The organism is Enterobacteriaceae endosymbiont of Macroplea mutica (assembly GCF_012571345.1).
Taxonomy (GTDB): domain Bacteria; phylum Pseudomonadota; class Gammaproteobacteria; order Enterobacterales; family Enterobacteriaceae.
On the sequence record NZ_CP046218.1, the window covers coordinates 357782 to 376590 of the forward strand.

General features: G+C 27.5%; 13 protein-coding genes, 1 tRNA gene and 2 rRNA genes. 4 read left to right on the forward strand and 12 right to left on the reverse strand.

Going from position 1 to position 18809, the window contains the following annotated elements; genetic code table 11:
- Nucleotides 1-69: 69 nt before the first annotated feature.
- The 3 genes from GJT87_RS01785 to murI all read right to left on the reverse strand — a co-directional run bounded on the left by GJT87_RS01785 (nucleotide 70) and on the right by murI (nucleotide 5759).
- Nucleotides 70-3004, reverse strand: a 23S ribosomal RNA gene (locus GJT87_RS01785).
- A gap of 182 nt (nucleotides 3005-3186) precedes the next feature.
- Nucleotides 3187-4744 (reverse strand): 16S ribosomal RNA (locus GJT87_RS01790).
- Together the 16S and 23S rRNA genes form the textbook arrangement of a ribosomal RNA operon.
- Nucleotides 4745-4937: 193 nt before the next feature.
- Nucleotides 4938-5759 (reverse strand): glutamate racemase, encoded by an 822-nt coding sequence (murI, locus tag GJT87_RS01795; RefSeq protein ID WP_168895697.1) that lies wholly within the window; start codon nucleotides 5757-5759, stop codon nucleotides 4938-4940.
- Nucleotides 5760-5797: 38 nt separating this feature from the next.
- Here murI and GJT87_RS01800 point away from each other — a divergent pair, with 38 nt between their 5' ends.
- Nucleotides 5798-6976: a cysteine desulfurase family protein gene (locus tag GJT87_RS01800; protein ID WP_168895698.1), complete on the forward strand. Its 1179-nt coding sequence runs from the start codon at nucleotides 5798-5800 to the stop codon at nucleotides 6974-6976.
- On the opposite strand, the gene pykF is transcribed toward GJT87_RS01800, so the two are convergent.
- The 8 genes from pykF to murJ form a co-directional block, all read right to left on the reverse strand.
- Nucleotides 6969-8378 carry a pyruvate kinase PykF gene (gene pykF / locus GJT87_RS01805; protein ID WP_168895699.1) on the reverse strand — a complete coding sequence of 470 codons (1410 nt, stop codon included), beginning with the start codon at nucleotides 8376-8378 and terminating at the stop codon, nucleotides 6969-6971. The genes GJT87_RS01800 and pykF overlap by 8 nt on opposite strands.
- A gap of 102 nt (nucleotides 8379-8480) precedes the next feature.
- On the reverse strand, nucleotides 8481-8912 hold the full coding sequence (locus GJT87_RS01810) for a SufE family protein (protein WP_168895700.1): 432 nt from the start codon (nucleotides 8910-8912) through the stop codon (nucleotides 8481-8483).
- Entirely contained in the window at nucleotides 8909-10150 is a 1242-nt protein-coding gene (locus GJT87_RS01815; RefSeq protein ID WP_168895701.1) for a SufS family cysteine desulfurase, read from the reverse strand. Before GJT87_RS01815 ends, GJT87_RS01810 begins: the two co-directional genes overlap by 4 nt.
- 11 nt (nucleotides 10151-10161) lie before the next feature.
- Nucleotides 10162-11439, reverse strand: coding sequence for a SufD family Fe-S cluster assembly protein (locus GJT87_RS01820; RefSeq protein ID WP_168895702.1), 1278 nt, complete (start codon nucleotides 11437-11439; stop codon nucleotides 10162-10164).
- A complete protein-coding gene (gene sufC / locus GJT87_RS01825; RefSeq protein WP_168895796.1) occupies nucleotides 11426-12163 on the reverse strand; it encodes a Fe-S cluster assembly ATPase SufC in 738 nt (245 codons plus the stop codon). Before sufC ends, GJT87_RS01820 begins: the two co-directional genes overlap by 14 nt.
- A gap of 38 nt (nucleotides 12164-12201) precedes the next feature.
- Nucleotides 12202-13617 carry a Fe-S cluster assembly protein SufB gene (gene sufB, locus GJT87_RS01830; RefSeq protein WP_168895703.1) on the reverse strand — a complete coding sequence of 472 codons (1416 nt, stop codon included), beginning with the start codon at nucleotides 13615-13617 and terminating at the stop codon, nucleotides 12202-12204.
- 1 nt (nucleotide 13618) lies between these two features.
- Nucleotides 13619-14008, reverse strand: coding sequence for an iron-sulfur cluster assembly accessory protein (locus GJT87_RS01835; protein WP_168895704.1), 390 nt, complete (start codon nucleotides 14006-14008; stop codon nucleotides 13619-13621).
- 157 nt (nucleotides 14009-14165) lie between these two features.
- Entirely contained in the window at nucleotides 14166-15713 is a 1548-nt protein-coding gene (gene murJ / locus GJT87_RS01840; RefSeq protein ID WP_168895705.1) for a murein biosynthesis integral membrane protein MurJ, read from the reverse strand.
- A 228-nt stretch (nucleotides 15714-15941) separates the two neighbouring features.
- Between murJ and ribA the strand changes: the two genes are divergently transcribed.
- On the forward strand, nucleotides 15942-16532 hold the full coding sequence (gene ribA / locus GJT87_RS01845; RefSeq protein ID WP_168895706.1) for a GTP cyclohydrolase II: 591 nt from the start codon (nucleotides 15942-15944) through the stop codon (nucleotides 16530-16532).
- 15 nt (nucleotides 16533-16547) lie between these two features.
- Here ribA and sbcB read toward each other — a convergent pair whose 3' ends face one another.
- The gene (gene sbcB, locus GJT87_RS01850; RefSeq protein ID WP_168895707.1) at nucleotides 16548-17984 is read right to left on the reverse strand and encodes an exodeoxyribonuclease I; all 1437 of its coding nucleotides are present in this window, start codon (nucleotides 17982-17984) and stop codon (nucleotides 16548-16550) included.
- Nucleotides 17985-18074: 90 nt separating this feature from the next.
- On the opposite strand from sbcB, the gene GJT87_RS01855 reads away from it, so the two are divergent.
- Nucleotides 18075-18161 (forward strand) — tRNA-Ser (locus GJT87_RS01855).
- Between the two features lie 84 nt (nucleotides 18162-18245).
- Nucleotides 18246-18803, forward strand: a complete 558-nt coding sequence (locus GJT87_RS01860) for a DedA family protein (RefSeq protein ID WP_168895708.1) — start codon at nucleotides 18246-18248, stop codon at nucleotides 18801-18803.
- The last annotated feature ends 6 nt before the right edge of the window (nucleotides 18804-18809 follow it).

The window sequence follows — 18809 nt, forward strand, 5'->3', positions numbered from 1 at the left end:
AATTATGATATTATCTAATTTGTTAATAATAATTATCTTATTACTTATTAAAAACGATTCTGGTGTTGTAAGGTTAAGACTCACGGGTGTTTATTAGTACTGGTTAGCTCAACATATTGCTATGCTTACACATCCAGCCTATCAACGTCATAGTCTTTAACGTCCCTTTAGGGATATCTATAAATATAGTAAATATCCTGGGAAGAATAATCTTAAGGTAAGTTTCGCGCTTATATGCTTTCAGCGCTTATCTCGTCCGCATATAGCTACCGGGCAATGCCATTGGCATGACAACCCGTACACCAGAGATGCGTTCACTCCGGTCCTCTCGTACTAGGAGTAACTCCTTTCAATCTTCCAACGCCCACGGCAGATAGGGACCGAACTGTCTCACGACGTTCTAAACCCAGCTCGCGTACCACTTTAAATGGCGAACAGCCATACCCTTGGGACCTACTTCAGCCCCAGGATGTGATGAGCCGACATCGAGGTGCCAAACACCGCCGTCGATATGAACTCTTGGGCGGTATTAGCCTGTTATCCCCGGAGTACCTTTTATCCGTTGAGCGATGGCCCTGTCATATAGAACCACCGGATCACTAAGACCTGCTTTCGCATCTGTTTGAACCGTCATTCTCACAGTTAAGCCAGCTTATGCCTTTGCACTAACCTCACGATTTCCGACCGTGATTAGCTGACCTTAGTGCTCCTCCGTTACTCTTTGGGAGGAGACCGCCCCAGTCAAACTACCTACCAGACATTGTCTCTGGTCCGGATTCACGGACCTAGGTTAGAGCATTCAATACTAAAGGGTGGTATTTCAAGGTTGACTCCACACTAACTGGCGCTAGTATTTCATAGTCTCCCACCTATCCTACACATCAACATTCAATACTCAATATCAAGCTATAGTAAAGGTTCACGGGGTCTTTCCGTCTTGCCGCGGGTACACTGCATCTTCACAGCGATTTCAATTTCACTGAGTCTTAGGTGGAGACAGTCTGGCCATCATTACGCCATTCGTGCAGGTCGGAACTTACCCGACAAGGAATTTCGCTACCTTAGGACCGTTATAGTTACGGCCGCCGTTTACCGGGGCTTCGATCAAAAGCTTCTCATAAATGATAACTTCATCAATTAACCTTCCGGCACCGGGCAGGCGTCACACCGTATACGTCCACTTTCGTGTTAGCACAGTGCTGTGTTTTTAATAAACAGTTGCAGCCAGCCGTTATCTTGGGCTGAATTCAGCTTCAAAAGTAAATTTTGTTACTTACTATCAGCGTGCCTTCTTCCGAAGTTACGGCACTATTTTGCCTAGTTCCTTCACCTAAGTTCTCTCAAACGCCTTAGTATTCTCTACCTGACTACCTGTGTCGGTTTTAGTACGATTTAATGTTACTTTATATTTAGAGGTTTTTCTTGTAAGTATGGTATTAATTACTTCAATACAATTAAGTATCTCGTCATTACGCCTCAATATTAATAATTATCCGGATTTGCCTAGATAATTTATCTAAACGCTTAAACCAGGACAACCATCACCTGGATAATTTAACCTTCTTCGTCACCCCATCACACATAACACCAAGTACAGGAATATTAACCTGTTGTCCATCGATTACGCTTTTCAGCCTCACCTTAGGGATCGACTAACCCTACCTCGAATACCGTTGGATAGGAAACCTTAGTCTTTCGGCGAATAGGTTTTTCACCTATTTTATCGTTACTCATGTCAGCATTCGCACTTCTGATATCTCCAATAAATTTTACAATTCATCTTCAACGACTTACAGAACGCTCCTCTACCCAATAAATATAAAACTTATTGTCACAGCTTCGGTGTATAATTTAGCCCCGTTATATCTTCCGCGCAAGACGACTAGACTAGTGAGCTATTACGCTTTCTTTAAATGATGGCTGCTTCTAAGCCAACATCCTAGCTGTTTATGCCTTCTCACATCGTTTCCCACTTAATTATAACTTTGGGACCTTAGCTAGTGATCTGGGTTGTTTCCCTTTCCACAACGGACGTTAGCACCCGCTGTGTGTCTCCCGTGATAACGATATTCGGTATTTGTAGTTTGCATCGGATTGGTAAGTCTGGTTGACTCCCTAACCGAAACAGAGCTCTACCCCCGAATACGAATTACACGAGGCGCTACCTAAATAGCTTTCGAGGAGAACCAGCTATCTCCCGGTTTGATTGGCCTTTCACCCCTAACCACAAGTCATCCGCTAATTTTTCAACATTAGTCGGTTCGGTCCTCCAGTAAGTATTACCTTACCTTCAACCTGCTCATGGCTAGATCACCGGGTTTCGGGTCTATATCTTGCAACTTAACGCTCTATTCAAACTCGGTTTCCCTACGGCTCCCTTAGACAGTTAACCTTGCTACAAAATATAACTCGCTGACCCATTATACAAAAGGTACGCAGTCACACACTAAACACATGCTCCTACTGCTTGTACGTATACGATTTCAGGTTCTATTTCACTCCCCTAACCGGGGTTCTTTTCACCTTTCCCTCACGGTACTAGTTCACTATCGGTCAGTCAGTAGTATTTAGCCTTAGAGGATGATCCCCCTGTATTCAAACAGGATTTCACGTGTCCCGTTCTACTCTTTAAGAAAATTAATATCATGTTTTCATATACGGGACTATCACCCTGTATCGTATATTTTTCCAAATATTTCTATTATCATAATTTTAATGTATATCTTTCTTTTGGGCTGTTTCCGTTTCGCTCGCCACTACTAAGAAAATCTCTATTGATTTCTTTTCCTCAGGATACTTAGATGTTTCAGTTCTCCTGGTTCGCTTCATTATTCTATATATTCAAACAATGATAATACATAGTTACATGTATTAGGTTACCCCATTAGGATATCGTCAATTAATAATGTTTCGTATCAACTCATTAACGCTTTTCGCAGATTAGTACGTCCTTCATCGCCTCTGACTGCCAAGGCATCCATCGTATACGCTTATTTACTTAACCTTACAACCCACAATCGTCTTGTAATAATAAAATATTATAAAAAATATGTTTATAACAAATTTATACTTTAATATTACAATAATTTAATTTTAGTTTTTTAAAGAACKTTATAAAGATGATTATATTTATAACTTTTTTAAAATGTATTTTTCAGGACGTTCTCTATAAAAAGTAATTATATTAAAGGAGGTGATCCAACCACAGGTTCCCCTACGGTTACCTTGTTACGACTTCACCCCAGTCATGAATCACAAAGTGGTAAGCGTTCTCCTTTTATGGTTAAACAACTTACTTCTTTTACAACTCACTTCCATGGTGTGACGGGCGGTGTGTACAAGGCCCGGGAACGTATTCACCGTAGCATTCTGATCTACGATTACTAGCGATTCCGACTTCATAGAGTCGAGTTGCAGACTCCAATCCGAACTAAGATATATTTTATGAGATTCGCTTACTCTTGCGAGGATGCTGCCCTTTGTATATACCATTGTAGCACGTGTGTAGCCCTGGTCGTAAGGGCCATGATGACTTGACGTCATCCCCACCTTCCTCCGGCTTATCACCAGCAGTCTCCTTTGAGTTCCCGGCCAAACCGTTGGCAACAAAGGACAAGGGTTGCGCTCGTTGCGGGACTTAACCCAACATTTCACAACACGAGCTGACGACAGCCATGCAGCACCTGTCTCATGGTTCCCGAAGGCACTAAAATATCTCTATTAAATTCCATGGATGTCAAGACCAGGTAAGGTTCTTCGCGTTGCATCGAATTAAACCACATGCTCCACCGCTTGTGCGGGCCCCCGTCAATTCATTTGAGTTTTAACCTTGCGGTCGTACTCCCCAGGCGGTCGACTTAACGCGTTAGCTACGGAAGCTACAAGACAAGCTCACAACCTCCAAGTCGACATCGTTTACAGCAATGGACTACCAGGGTATCTAATCCTGTTTGCTCCCCATGCTTTCGCACCTGAGCGTCAGTATTCATCCAGGGAGTCGCCTTCGCCACTGGTATTCCTCCAGATATCTACGCATTTCACCGCTACACCTGGAATTCTACTCCCCTCTATGATACTCAAGTAAATTAGTTTCAAATGCAGTTCCTAAGTTAAGCTTAGGGATTTCACATCTGACTTAATAAACCGCCTACGTGCTCTTTACGCCCAGTAATTCCGATTAACGCTAGCACCCTCCGTATTACCGCGGCTGCTGGCACGGAGTTAGCCGGTGCTTCTTTTATAAGTAACGTCAACAATAAAATATATTAGATTTTATTGCTTCTTCCTTATTGAAAGTACTTTACAACCCTAAGGCCTTCTTCATACACGCGGCATAGCTGCATCAGGCTTTCGCCCATTGTGCAAGATTCCCCACTGCTGCCTCCCGTAGGAGTCTGGACCGTGTCTCAGTTCCAGTGTGGCTGATCATCCTCTCAGACCAGCTAGAGATTGTTGCCTAGGTAAGCCATTACCTTACCTACAAGCTAATCCCGTCTGGGTTCCTCTTATAGCATGAGGTCTTAAAAGATCCCCCACCTTTAATCTTGCGATATTATTCGGTATTAGCCATCGTTTCCAATAGTTATCCCAATCTATAAGGCAGATCCCCAGATATTACTCACCCGTTCGCCGCTCGCCGACAATAAAAAAAATTTACATAATTTTCATCTCGTTGCCGCACGACTTGCATGTGTTAGGCTTGCCGCCAGCGTTCAATCTGAGCCATGATCAAACTCTTCATTTATAAATCTCATTTAAATAAGAACTAATAACATCCTTACTTAAGAAACTAAGTTATAATCATAATACTAAATTACAGAGAACGTCCTGAAAAATTTTCTTATTAAAGAACTATTACAAAATGTAATATAATATTATTGTACATCTTAATAATTTATAGTCAAGTTTTTATGTTAAAAAATATAATAATAATATACTTATATAATTTTAATTTTTTTAGTAAAATGGAACCCAATATTATATATATATTTTTTAAGATATTTTATTTTTAAAGTTTTCTTTGTATAAAGAAAAATATTTTTTTGTAAATAATATTTTTGATATGTTGGTGGAATTATTTTTTGTAATTGTGCAAGTACTTCATGATTAGAATCAATAAATATCGTATGTCTAGGAAAAACTTTTTTGAGTTCATTTTTTATAAAAAGAAAGTGTGTACATCCTAAAATAATACTATCTGGAAAAACTGGTAAATTATACCATTTATCAAAAATATCATATAAAATTTTTATTGAATTATTTTTACCAGCGATTTTTTGTTCTGCGAAATACACTAATCTTTGTGATGCTAATGATAATATTAAATATTGTTTATTCGTATTAATAAAGTGTATTTTTTTTTGAATATGAATGTTATTTATAGTAGTATGAGTAGCTATAATCCCAATAACATTATTTTTTGTGGTTTTTATCGCCTTATCAAACATAGGTGAAATACCTATAATGGGGAAATTAAAATATCTTCTTATATAAGGTAAACTAGATACACTAGCTGTATTACAGCCTATAATAGCTAATGTAATGTTATACTTATAACTAATAGTTAATAAAATTTTTAATAAACGTTTTTGTATGAAACTTTTAGACTTATTGCCATAAGGAAAATATGCATTATCTAATAAATAAATAAAATTAATATTTTGAAATTTATTTTTAATAAAATTGAAAATAGATAAACCACCTATACCAGAATCAAAAATAAAAATATTTAATTGAGACAAACATAATATTTTATACACAATAAAATCCTAATTATAAATTTTAATAAATATAAACAATGAACAAAATTATAAAGCATCATAACAATATTTATTTAGATTACGCTGCTACAACACCAATGGATCCAAGAGTTATTCAAAAAATGTATAATTATTTAATCGCTAATGATAATTTTGGTAACTCAATTTCTCAAATACACTATTTTGGTCAAAAAGTACATGAAGATATTGAAAAAGCAAGATATCAAATTGCTAAAATAATTGGTGGTAATCCACAAAATATTATTTTTACATCTTCAGCAAGCGAATCTATTAATTTAGCTATTAAAGGTATTATTTATAAATATCCTAAAAAAAAACATATTATTACTTGTGTTAGTGAACACGCAGCAACATTACAAACTTGTTATTTTTTAGAAAAACAAAATTTATGTGATGTTACTTATTTAATAGTTTCTAACATTGGTTTAATAGATCTTGACTGTTTAGAAGATCATATAAAACATAACACTATATTAATTTCTATTATGCATGTTAATAATGAAATAGGAATCATACAAGATATACAACATATCGGGGAAATATGCAAACAAAAAAACATTTTTTTTCATGTTGATGCTACACAAAGCATAGGTAAATATCCATTTAATTTATCTAATTATAATATTGATTTACTTTCTTTTTCGGCACATAAGTTTTATGGACCAAAAGGTATTGGCGTTTTATATACTAAACATCCTTGTTTAATACCTTTAATACATGGCGGTAATCATGAAAAAGGTATGCGTGCAGGTACTTTAGCAACACATCAAATTATTGGTATGGCAGAAGCATTGCATTTAACACAAAAAAATATTATGAATGAAATTGCAAGAATAAAATATTTAAAAAAAATGTTATGGAACGGAATAAGAAATATTCCAGGTATATCTTTAAATAGTAATTTAAATAATACTACTCCATATATTATTAATATAAGATTTAAAAATATATTTAATAAATTATTATTATTAGAAATGCATAATATCGCAGTATCATTATCTTCTGCTTGTATGACAAATTCTTATAAATTATCTCATGTTCTTCAATCTCTTGGATTAACAACAAAAGAAATACAAAGTTCAATTAGAATTTCTTTTGGCATTTTTACTACAATACAAGATATCAATGTCACAATATCTGCTATACATGTAGCAATACATAAAATAAGACATCATAATACATTTTATTCTATATAATATGTATGGAAGTCGTATTAGTAGTACCACTAGGCACTAATGCCCCAGACACCATAACAATAACATCTCCTTTAATAGCATATTTACTGGATAAGGCTACTTGTTTGCCAATAATATAAAAATCATCAGTAGATGCTATTTGTTTTACTAATTTAGGAAAAATACCTTTACTTAAAATTAATTGTTTTGCTGTTCTATAATTAGTAGTTAATGCTAAAATCATAGCTTTAGGAAAATATTTTCGTATTGCTTTAGCAGATTTCCCTAATCTGGTTGCAACAATAATTAATGGTGCTTTTAGTTTCTCTGCTATTTCTACAGCACTACGACATACTGCATCAGTAATACTCATATCATTATGATAATAATAATGAATTCTATTTTCCATAATTAAATCTGTTCTTTCACAAATAGTAGACATAATTTTTAATGATTGTAATGGATATTTACCATTAGCACTTTCTCCAGATAACATTACTGCATCTGTACCATCTAATATTGCATTTGCGACATCCCCAGCTTCTGCTCTAGTAGGTCTAGGATTTTTTATCATTGAATCTAACATTTGTGTTGCAGTAATTACAATTTTACCAGCATAATTACATTTTTTAATAATCATTTTTTGTGCAAAAATGACATCTTCAACGGGTATTTCCACTCCTAAATCTCCTCGCGCAACCATAATACCATCAGCAGAATTTAAAATACTATCAAAATTTTTTAATCCTGCTTGATTTTCAATTTTAGCAATAATAGGTATATGATCCCCATCATGCAATTTTAAAAATCGTTTCATTTCTAAAATATCTTCTTGTGTACGTACAAAAGAAGCAGCAATATAATCTACATCATATTTACAAGCAAATATTAGATCTTTTTTATCTTGTCTGGATAAGAATGGCAATTTAAGAGATATGCCAGGTAGATTAATACCTTTATGTTCTGACAATATGCCATTATTAAGTACTTGGCATATTATTTGGTGTTTATCAAATGCTGTAACTACCATAGTAATTAAACCATCATCAATTAAAATTTTATCATTAATATGTAAATCATTAATTAAATCAGCATATGTGATGGCAATGCATTGATTATTACCAATAATGTTTTGGTCTGTAGATAATATAAATTTTTGACCAGCATATAAATGGACATCCATGCCATTTTGTAAATACATTGTACGTATTTCTGGCCCTTTAGTATCTAATAATATTGCTACTTTTTGTCCTGTTTTTTTTATAATATCACGTATCTTAATAATTCTATTAAGATGATTATCATGATTACTATGTGAAAAATTTAGTCTGATAACATCCATTCCTAAATTTAAAAATTTAGATAAAATGTATTTTGATTCAGATTGTGGACCAATAGTACAAACAATCTTTGTTTTTTTCATATAACAAATATTTCCTAAATGTTAATCTTGCAAAAAATATATTTTATATTAATATGTTACTATTTATTAATCATCATACTTTTATATTTATATATAAAAAAATCATGTATTCTGACTTATTTTGTTAATTTTATTTTTAATCGTCTGTATAATAGTTTCTAGGCCATGTAATCTTGATAAAGTTAAATATTTATTTAAAGATAATTTTTTAAAACACATATGGATATTAAAATTAATAATTTCATAATATTTTTTATGATTATAAAAAATAAAAATCATTGTTAATAATCCTTTTATAATAGCGGAATCACTATCTCCATGGAATATGACATAGTCACTAGAATTAATAGTAATAGTCATCCATACTTGGCTTTGACAACCAGAAATAATATTTTCTAAAGTATGTTGATTTGGTGATAGGTAAGGAATATAATTTCCTAATTCGATAATATAAAGATACTTTTCTTCCCAATTAATACAGTTTAAAAAATTTTCTTCCATAATATTTTTATTTAATAATGAGTATTTATTCATAATTTTTTACTTAATAAATTATTAATATATATTATTTTTTTTATAAAAAAATCTATTTCTTCAATACTATTATATATAGTAAAAGATACACGACACATTGTTTTGACATTATAAAAATTCATAATTGGGATAGCACAATGATGACCAGTACGTATAGCAATACCATATTGATCTAAAAAACTACCAATATCATAAGCATGGTGTCGATATAAATTAAACGCTATAATACCTACTCTATTATCTGATAAATGATTACCAAAAATTTTTATGCCAGGTATAAGTTTTAATTTTTGTAAAATATATTTAGTTAAGAATTTATTATATGCAATAATTTCCTGTATATCATATGTTTTAAACCATTTTAATGCAGCACCTAAACCAATAATACCAGCAATATTAGGTGTTCCTGCTTCAAACTTCCATGGTATTTGTTCCCATATGGGTTTAGAATTTTTTTGAAAATTTAATATCATTCCTCCACCAGTTTCCCATGGTTCCATATTTTCCAATATGTTTTTTTTACCCCATAAAATACCAATACCAGTAGGACCAAATATTTTATGTCCAGAAAATACAAAAAAATCACATCCTAAATCTTTTACATTAATCTTATGATGTGTTATAGCTTGTGCGCCATCTATTATAATAATAATATTATTTTTCTTAGCTTTCTGAATAATATTTTTAATTGGATTAATAGTACCTAGAACATTTGAAATATATGTAATAGAAATTAATTTAGTATGTGTATCTATAAGTTTAGATAATTTTTCTATTTGTAATGTTCCAGTATTTGTTAATGGAATAATATTTATTTTAAATCCTATTTTATAAGATAAAATTTTCCAAGGTAGAATATTAGAATGATGTTCCATTTCAGATATAATAATATTATCATGTTTATTAAGATTATTTATTGCCCAAGTATTAGCAATTAAATTAATACCTTCAGTAGTACTTTTTGTAAAAATAATCTCTTGTGTATATTGGGCGCCAATAAAATGAGCTATTTGTTCACGTATTTTTTCTACTGTATCTGTTGCTTGCATACTTAATGTATATATGCTTCTATGTATAGAAGCATAATGATATTTATAAAAATTTTTGAGTGCTGTAATTACTTGTATAGGTTTATGTACAGTAGCTGCATTATCAAAATAAATTAATGGGTAATTATTTATTTTATGTGAAAACACAGGAAATTGCAGTCGAATATTTTTAATAGAATATTTATTCATATAAAATACTTTTAAGTTAATAAATTAGAATATATATATTGTATGATATTATCCTTAATATTAATATATTTAAAACCTTTTACTATATCTTCCATAAAACCATATACTAACATAGTAAATGCAGTTCTTATATTTATACCTCTTGTTCTTAAAAAGAATATTTGTGTAGTACTTATTTTGCCGATGAATGCACTATGTTTAGAATGTACATTATTATTATAAATATTAAGTTCAGGATGTACTGTAATTTTAGATAACTTATCAAGTAATAAATTATTAAATTTTATTTTACTATATGTATTTTCTGCTATATTATTAATAATAATTTTGCCTAATAAATTTATTATGGATGATTCTATACCAATTGTTTTATGTAACTGATAACTATAACAATTTTGTCCGTTATGTTCTAAATAATTATGTATAATTAAATTATTTTTTTTTACTATATTTAAACTTTTATAAGTTAAAAAAGAATTATGACCTTGCAAATAAAAATTATTAATATTTTTAATATTTAAACTTGATGTTATGCAATCATATTTTGCCATTTTGACATTTTTATGTAAATTATATTCATAATAAGTATTATGAAAATTATTTAAATTAGTAAGTTTATTCGTTATAATAGTATGATGGCGAAGTTTGATATTGCTATGAACATTATAATATAAACAAATATTATTTGTATAAAATTTATTCATATTAATAAAATTTTCTATAAATACGATATTTTTACTATATATATTAATAGTATTATAATAATTAGAAGTAATATAATGTTGATCTAAATGCACATGAGTATTTATATATAAAAAATATATAGGAATAGCATGATGACTATTTTTAGCAATATCATTAATATTAATTATTAGTTGTTGTTGTGAAAAAATATAAGCTAAATAAATACTCAGATAATTATTATAATGCTTATTTTTAATTGATAAACAAGTATTTTTATTATGTATTGTAATTTTATAAAAATCATTTTCAATATTACTATAATTTTGATAAAACAAACCATTTATAAAATATAAGCAGATGGCATTTTTTATTAAAAAAAAACTTGAGATTGTATTTATACAATTTTTTACATTTATTTTAGAAAAATATTTATTATGATAATTATTTTGTACAAATYTAGGTATAATAAAATTATTTGTCTGATAGATTATTTTTTTAAATTGCAACCAATATTTTTCTTTATATTTACAAAAATTTTTATTTTGTTGTATAATATATAATTTTTCTAATTTATCAATAAAATTATTTTTTTCATATATTGTCATATCCATGATCCTCTAAAAGAGTTACTAATTGCATTCCTCCAGTCTTAACAATAGTATGATGAGATAATATATGCACATAGTCTGGTTTAATATAATCTAAAATACGTCTATAATGTGTAATAATAATAAAAGCTGTATTGTTATTTTTATGAAAATTATTAATTATTTGCGTAACTTTTTTTAAAACATCCATATCTAATCCTGAATCTATTTCATCTAATACACATAGATTTGGTTTTAAAACTAACATTTGTAAAACATCATTAATCTTTTTTTCTCCTCCAGAAAAACCTACATTAACAAAACGATGAATAAAATCTGGAGATTTATTAATCATATTTAAATATTGATAAATAATTTTATTAAAAGATAATTTATCTAAAATTTTTAAATTATGATATTTACGTATCGAGTTTAATGCATTAAATAAAAATAAATAATTTGTAACTCCTGGAATTTCAATAGTATGTTGAAAAGCAACAAAAATGCCTTCTCTAGATCTAATTTCTGGTTGCATATATAATAGTTCTTTTTTTTTATATAAAATATTTCCTTTTGTAACAGTATATTTATTATGTCCAGCTAGTACATATGATAAAGTACTTTTACCTGATCCATTTGGACCCATAATGGCATGTATTTCTCCAGATTTAATATGTAAATTTATTTTTTTTAAAATATTTTTTTTATTTATATCAACACATAAATTTTTTATTATTAACATAATATGTTTATAATCTTTTGTATGCAAAATTAAATATATTATCCAATACTATTTTCAAAACTCAGAGATAATAATTTTTGTGCTTCAACAGCAAATTCTAAAGGAAATTTGACAAAAATTTCTTTGCAAAAACCATTAACAATAATAGAAATTGCATCATCAATATTTAAACCTCTTTGCAAACAAAAAAATATTTGTTCTTCTCCAATTCTAGTTGTTGTGGCTTCATGTTCAACTTGTGCGGTATTATTGCAAACACTTAATTTAGGATAAGTATGTGTATTACACTGATTACCAATTAAAATAGAATCACATTGCGTAAAATTACGTGCATTATGTGATAAAGTATTCACATGTACTATACCTCTATAAGTATTAGTACTTTTTTCAGTAGAAATACTTTTAGCAATTATGGTAGATTTAGTATTTCTGCCTATATGTATCATTTTTGTACCAGTATCAGCTTGTTGATAACCATTAGTTAATGATACAGAAAAAAATTCYCCTATAGAACCATGTCCTTTTAATATAATACTAGGATATTTCCATGTAATTGCTGAACCTGTTTCTGATTGAGTCCAAGACATTTGACTATTATCACCTTTACATAAAGCTCTTTTAGTTACAAAATTTAATATACCACCCTTTTTTTTGTTACCTGAAAACCAATTTTGTACCGTAGAATATTTTACTTTTGCATTTTTATGCAAAATAACTTCCACAACAGCAGCATGTAATTGATAATTATTTCTAATCGGTGCAGAACAACCTTCTATATAATTTACACTACTATTTTTTTCAGCAATTAAAATTGTACGTTCAAATTGTCCAATTTTTTTTTCATTAATACGGAAATAAGTAGATAATTCTATAGGACAATGTATATTTTGTGGAATATATATAAATGTACCATCTGAAGCGACTGCTGCATTTAGTGCGGCAAAAAAATTATCATTAGCAGAAACAACTGAACCTAGATATTTTTTAACTAATTCAGGATGTTTTTGAATAGCTTCATTTAAAGAACAAAATATAATGCCTTTTTTCAATAACATTTTTTGATGTGTAGTAATTACAGAAACAGAATCAAAAATTGCATCAATAGCAATATTTTGATTATTATTTAATGGTATATTTAATTTATCAAAAGTATTTTTAACTTCATGAGTAAAATATTTATTATGTGTACTATGAGTTTGATTGTTTAGTGGAGCAGAATAATAAATATAGTTTTGATAATTTAAATTTTTATATTGGCCATGAAGCCAATGTGGTTCGACGTTATTAGACCAATATTTATATCCTGCTAATCTAAAATTTAACATCCAATCAGGTTCATTCCGTATTTTTGATATTTTTTTTATAACATTTAAATTAATACCAGTCATAAATTGTTCATTATTTAATGTAGTGCTAAATCCTTCTTTATATTTCTTTTTTTGAAATTGTTGCATATTATTTCTCTTGTATATTTTTAATATTAAAACTTTCACCACATCCGCAAATATGTTGAATATTTTTATTATAATATTTAAATTTATTATGAAATGGTTGAACTTCATAATCAATAATAATCCCATCTATTAATAAAATATTTTTTTGTTCAATGTAAACATCTATTTGTTCATTATAAAATAATATGCTATTATTCATCCTTTTTAGTAATGTAATATAATATTTATATCCTAAACATCCAGATTTTTTTAAACTTAAATAAATAGATTTTTTATTAAAATGATTTTGATTTATGATATATAATAATCTAGAATGTGCGGTAGATGTTAAAAATATACCAATATAATTTTGATGACATTTTAAATGTAATAGTTTCGTAGTATTTTTCATTATGAATTTGTTCCGTTTATTTTATATATAAAAGAATAATATGTATTATTATCATATTTATTATTAAATAATATATATTTAAAAATATATATAATATCTTGAAATATGTATTTAAGTGTAAAATATAAGTATGAATGTCTTTTTTAAATAAAATAAATTACTTACTATTATTTTTAATAGCAAATTGTTTCATTTTAAAACCTAACAAAAATAATATTATAATATATGAAAGAAATACTAATAAACATGCACTTAATATATATATAATACGTATTTTAAATGTAGATAAAATTAGCCATCTTWCTGAAATACAATATTTTAATATCATTAAAATAATACTTAATAAAAAAGAAACAATGGTAATTTGAGAAAAAAAATATAACCAACCTTTTTGTGGCACATAGATTTTACGTTTTATTAAAGTATATAATAATAAAAGTACATTTAAAAATGCTGCTAAGCAAATAGCCATTGAAAAACCTAAATGTTTAAAAAAATAGATAAATAATGGACTAATACATTGTGTAAAACATAATACAYACACTGATATTTTAACAGGAGTAATAACATTTTGTCTAGCATAGAATCCTAATGATAAAACTTTAGAAACTATCAAAAATAATAAACTAAACGCATAAATAATTAAATTATTTTGTGCCATTAAAACATCAAAATAAGTAAATTGGCCATATTGAAATAATGCAATTAATAATGATCTAGATAGAAAACCTAAAATAAGGGAACTAGGCACACTCAACAAAAAACATAGTCTTAATCCTAGATCTATTAATTGATTAAATTCAATTTCATTATTTTGCGTAAAAGCATCTGTTAATGCTGGTAATAGCACTATAGTTAATGCGATACCAAACATACCTACTGGCAATTCCATTAGTCTATCAGCATAATAAATCCATGTAATTGACCCAGTTACTAAAAAAGACGATAATCCCGAATTAATTAATAAAGAAATTTGTGTAGCAGACACGCCAACAATAGCAGTTGCCATCTTTTTAAAAACTCTTATAACACCATGACTAATAACTGTACATGTTGGTAACACTAACATATTTAATTGTTTAAGATATATGATTTGATATAATACTTGTAATAATCCACCAATTAATACAGACCACGCTAAGACTAATACAGGAGGTTCAAAAATAACGGGGAAAATTAGTATTAACAAAATCATGCTTAAATTGAGTAATATGGGTGTAATTGCTGGAACTAAAAAATTTTTCCAAATATTTAAAACTGAACTTGCTAATGAAGATAAAGATATAAGTAATATATACGGAAATGTAATTTTTAATATTTTTGATGTGAGTGATAATTTATAATCTGTATTTACAAATCCAGGTGCAATTAATGAAATAATAAAAGAAGAAAAAAAAATACCTAATAACACTACAACAGTTAATATAATTAATAAGATACCTAATATAGACGATATAAAATGTTTGGTGTCTCGTTCAGTTCTAGTATTTTTATATTCTGCTAATATAGGTGTAAAGGCTTGTGTAAAAGCTCCTTCAGCAAATATACGTCTTAATAAATTAGGTAATTTAAATGCAATAAAAAATGAATCACTGTATACGCCGGCACCAAAAATTTTAGCAATCAAACTATCTCGAATAAAACCTAATAATCTAGAAAATAATGTTATAATACTCACGGTAGTCAATGATTTTAACAAATTCATATTTTTCCTAAATAAAAATAATTTTTTATGTAAATAAATTGTTTAATATAAAAATACATAAAATATATTTTTTATATTACTTAATAATAGTTTAAATATTTAAAATATTAAATATAAAATAAATTGTGTAAGATGATATCATAAATAATGATAATTGACATAAATATTTTTAAAAACAAAATTTTTATATTTTAAAAACAATATTTTTTTTTTAAAGGGCTATGAACAATGCTTATTCAAGAAGTTTCTAGAGCTAAGTTAATAACTAAATGGGGTCCCTTTATTATAGTTGGTTTTGAGGAACTATATAATCATCAAAACCATATCGCGATAATTTATGGGATAAAAAATATTACAACTGATACAGTTATATTAACACGTATACATTCAGAATGTTTAACAGGAGATGTATTTTTTAGTTTACGTTGTGATTGTAGATTGCAATTACAATGTTCGTTACATCAAATTACTAAAGAGAAATGTGGCATATTAATTTATCATAGGCAAGAGGGGAGAAATATAGGTCTTTTAAATAAAATTAAAGCATATGCTTATCAAGATAAAGGTTTAGATACAGTTATGGCAAATCATAAATTAGGATTTAATGCTGATGAAAGAAATTTTGTTATATGTGCAGAAATATTAAAAAGTCTAGGAATATATAATATCAAATTATTAACTAATAATTTTCATAAAGTACATAGTTTACAAAAATCAGGAATTAATATTGTATGTCGTATACCTTTAATTATACATCCTAATAAATATAATTATAAATATTTATATACAAAAAAACATAAAATGGGACATATTTTATAATATGTCCCATTTTTGTTATTTTGTATTACATATTAAATATGTTTTTATACTGTATAATAATTTATTTAGAAAAAGTTTATGTTCTGTCTTAATGCTAACATGACATAATAAATTATGAATTTGTGCAATATAATTATTGATTTGTGTAGATGTATATTTATAAAATAAATATTTGTTCCATTCTGTAATTTCTGTATTATTTAATATACATGTAAAATTTCTTGCTTTATATTTTAATAATAAAAAATTAATACGATCATCTATAAAATTAAATATGTTATTTTTGTATATATCTATATTTCTTATTAAATAAAATTTTTTTTGATCCTGTATAGGAAAAAATTGTTTATATAATTGTGTATCAACATTATACATATTAGTTGTTTTGTATAAATAATTCTGAGTTGATGCAACATTATATAAATATTTTTGGACAATTTTTTTAACTTTACAAACATATTGTTTAAACATAACAAAATGTTTTAAATATAATGTAATATTAAATTTTAAACGTTGTATATCATTTTTTTTTAAAACTTTTATAGGAATTATGATGGGTGATTTATTTAAATAAATAAATTTGATAAATGGTAGTAAAGTATCTATAATTTTATCATGCCAATATATTTTGATAAAAAAATTTACATCATATTGCAAATCAAATACTACTAAAATATTTTTATTATATGGATGTAAACATAATGGTGCTATACATCCTAAATTATTATTAATATTTTTATAAATTGCACTAATATAAATTAAAGGATGCATTGTAAATAAATTGATTATTTTCAATAATTCTTTTTTTAATCTATTTTTAAAAAAATAATGAAATAAAAGCGGTTGTTTTTTTTTAATTAATTTAGCTAGAGCAATAGTAGAATATACATCATTTAACGCATCATGTGATTGGGAATATAATGATAAATTATTAATTTTTGTTATTGCTGCCAAATTAAATATTGGTATATGATTATGTTTGGGCCAAACTATTCCTTCTGGACGTAACACATAACATGCGCGAGCTAAATTTAATATATCCCAACGACTATTACAATTTTGCCAAGACCAATTATATGCGTCATAAAAATTACGATAAAATAAAAATCTGCTAAATTCATCATCAAAAGCGATATTGTTATAACCAACAATACAAGTATTATTCTGTGTAAAAATATTATTGATATATTTAGCAAATTTATATTCTAATAAATATTTTTTAAAATAATCATGATAGTTAAAATTATGTATTTTAATAGATTGAAGATTAGGTAAATAATCTGTAGGTATTTGGCAATATAAAGTTTTTGGCTGTAATATAACTTCTAAGTTCATGTTAGTGCGCACACAAGAAAATTGTGCAATCCGATCATATAACGGATGTAAACCAAAAGTTTCATAATCATAAAATAAAAAAGTAGACTGACATTGTGTTTTTTTATATATAACCATATTATCATGCTCTAATAAAATTATTTGAAAATATAGAAAAATATTTGCATTATATAGTGTATTATGGATACAATAATAGCTCCATATAATGGTGAGATGGCCGAGTGGTTGAAGGCGCATACCTGGAAAGTATGTATATGCACAAACATATCATGGGTTCGAATCCCTTTCTCACCTGAAATATTTTATTATATTAATATTGTTTATTTTTGTACATAATAAAATATTATTTATGACCCATAATTATTGTGTAAATTAATAATGTTAAATTTTACTAAAATAATAACAGAATATGGTTATTTAGTAGTTTTTTTAGGATCGCTAATAGAAGGCGAAACATTTATTATTATTGCTGGTCTTTTAGCAAGTAAACAAATATTACTATTTTACAGAATAGTAATATTAGCTATTTGCGGATCTTTTATTGGAGACCAATTATTATTTTATATAGGACAGAAATATAGTAAAAAAATTTTATACTTTTTAAAAAAATATAACTTTAACTTTACAAAATACTACAATATTATTCATAATTATCCTTATATATTTATTTTAATTGTAAGATTTATATATGGTTTGAGATTAATCGGTCCAATTATTATTGGGATAACCAATGTTTCTAAATTAAAATTTACTTTTTTTAATTTTGTTGGTGCTGTTATTTGGGCTATGATATTTACTAGTGCAGGATATTTTTTTGGTGGTGTTATTACAACTCTCATAACAGATTTAAATAAAATTATTAAATATATATTTTTTATTATCACTGTATTAATTATTATTAAAATAATACATAAATTATATTTACAAAAAAAATAAAACAAT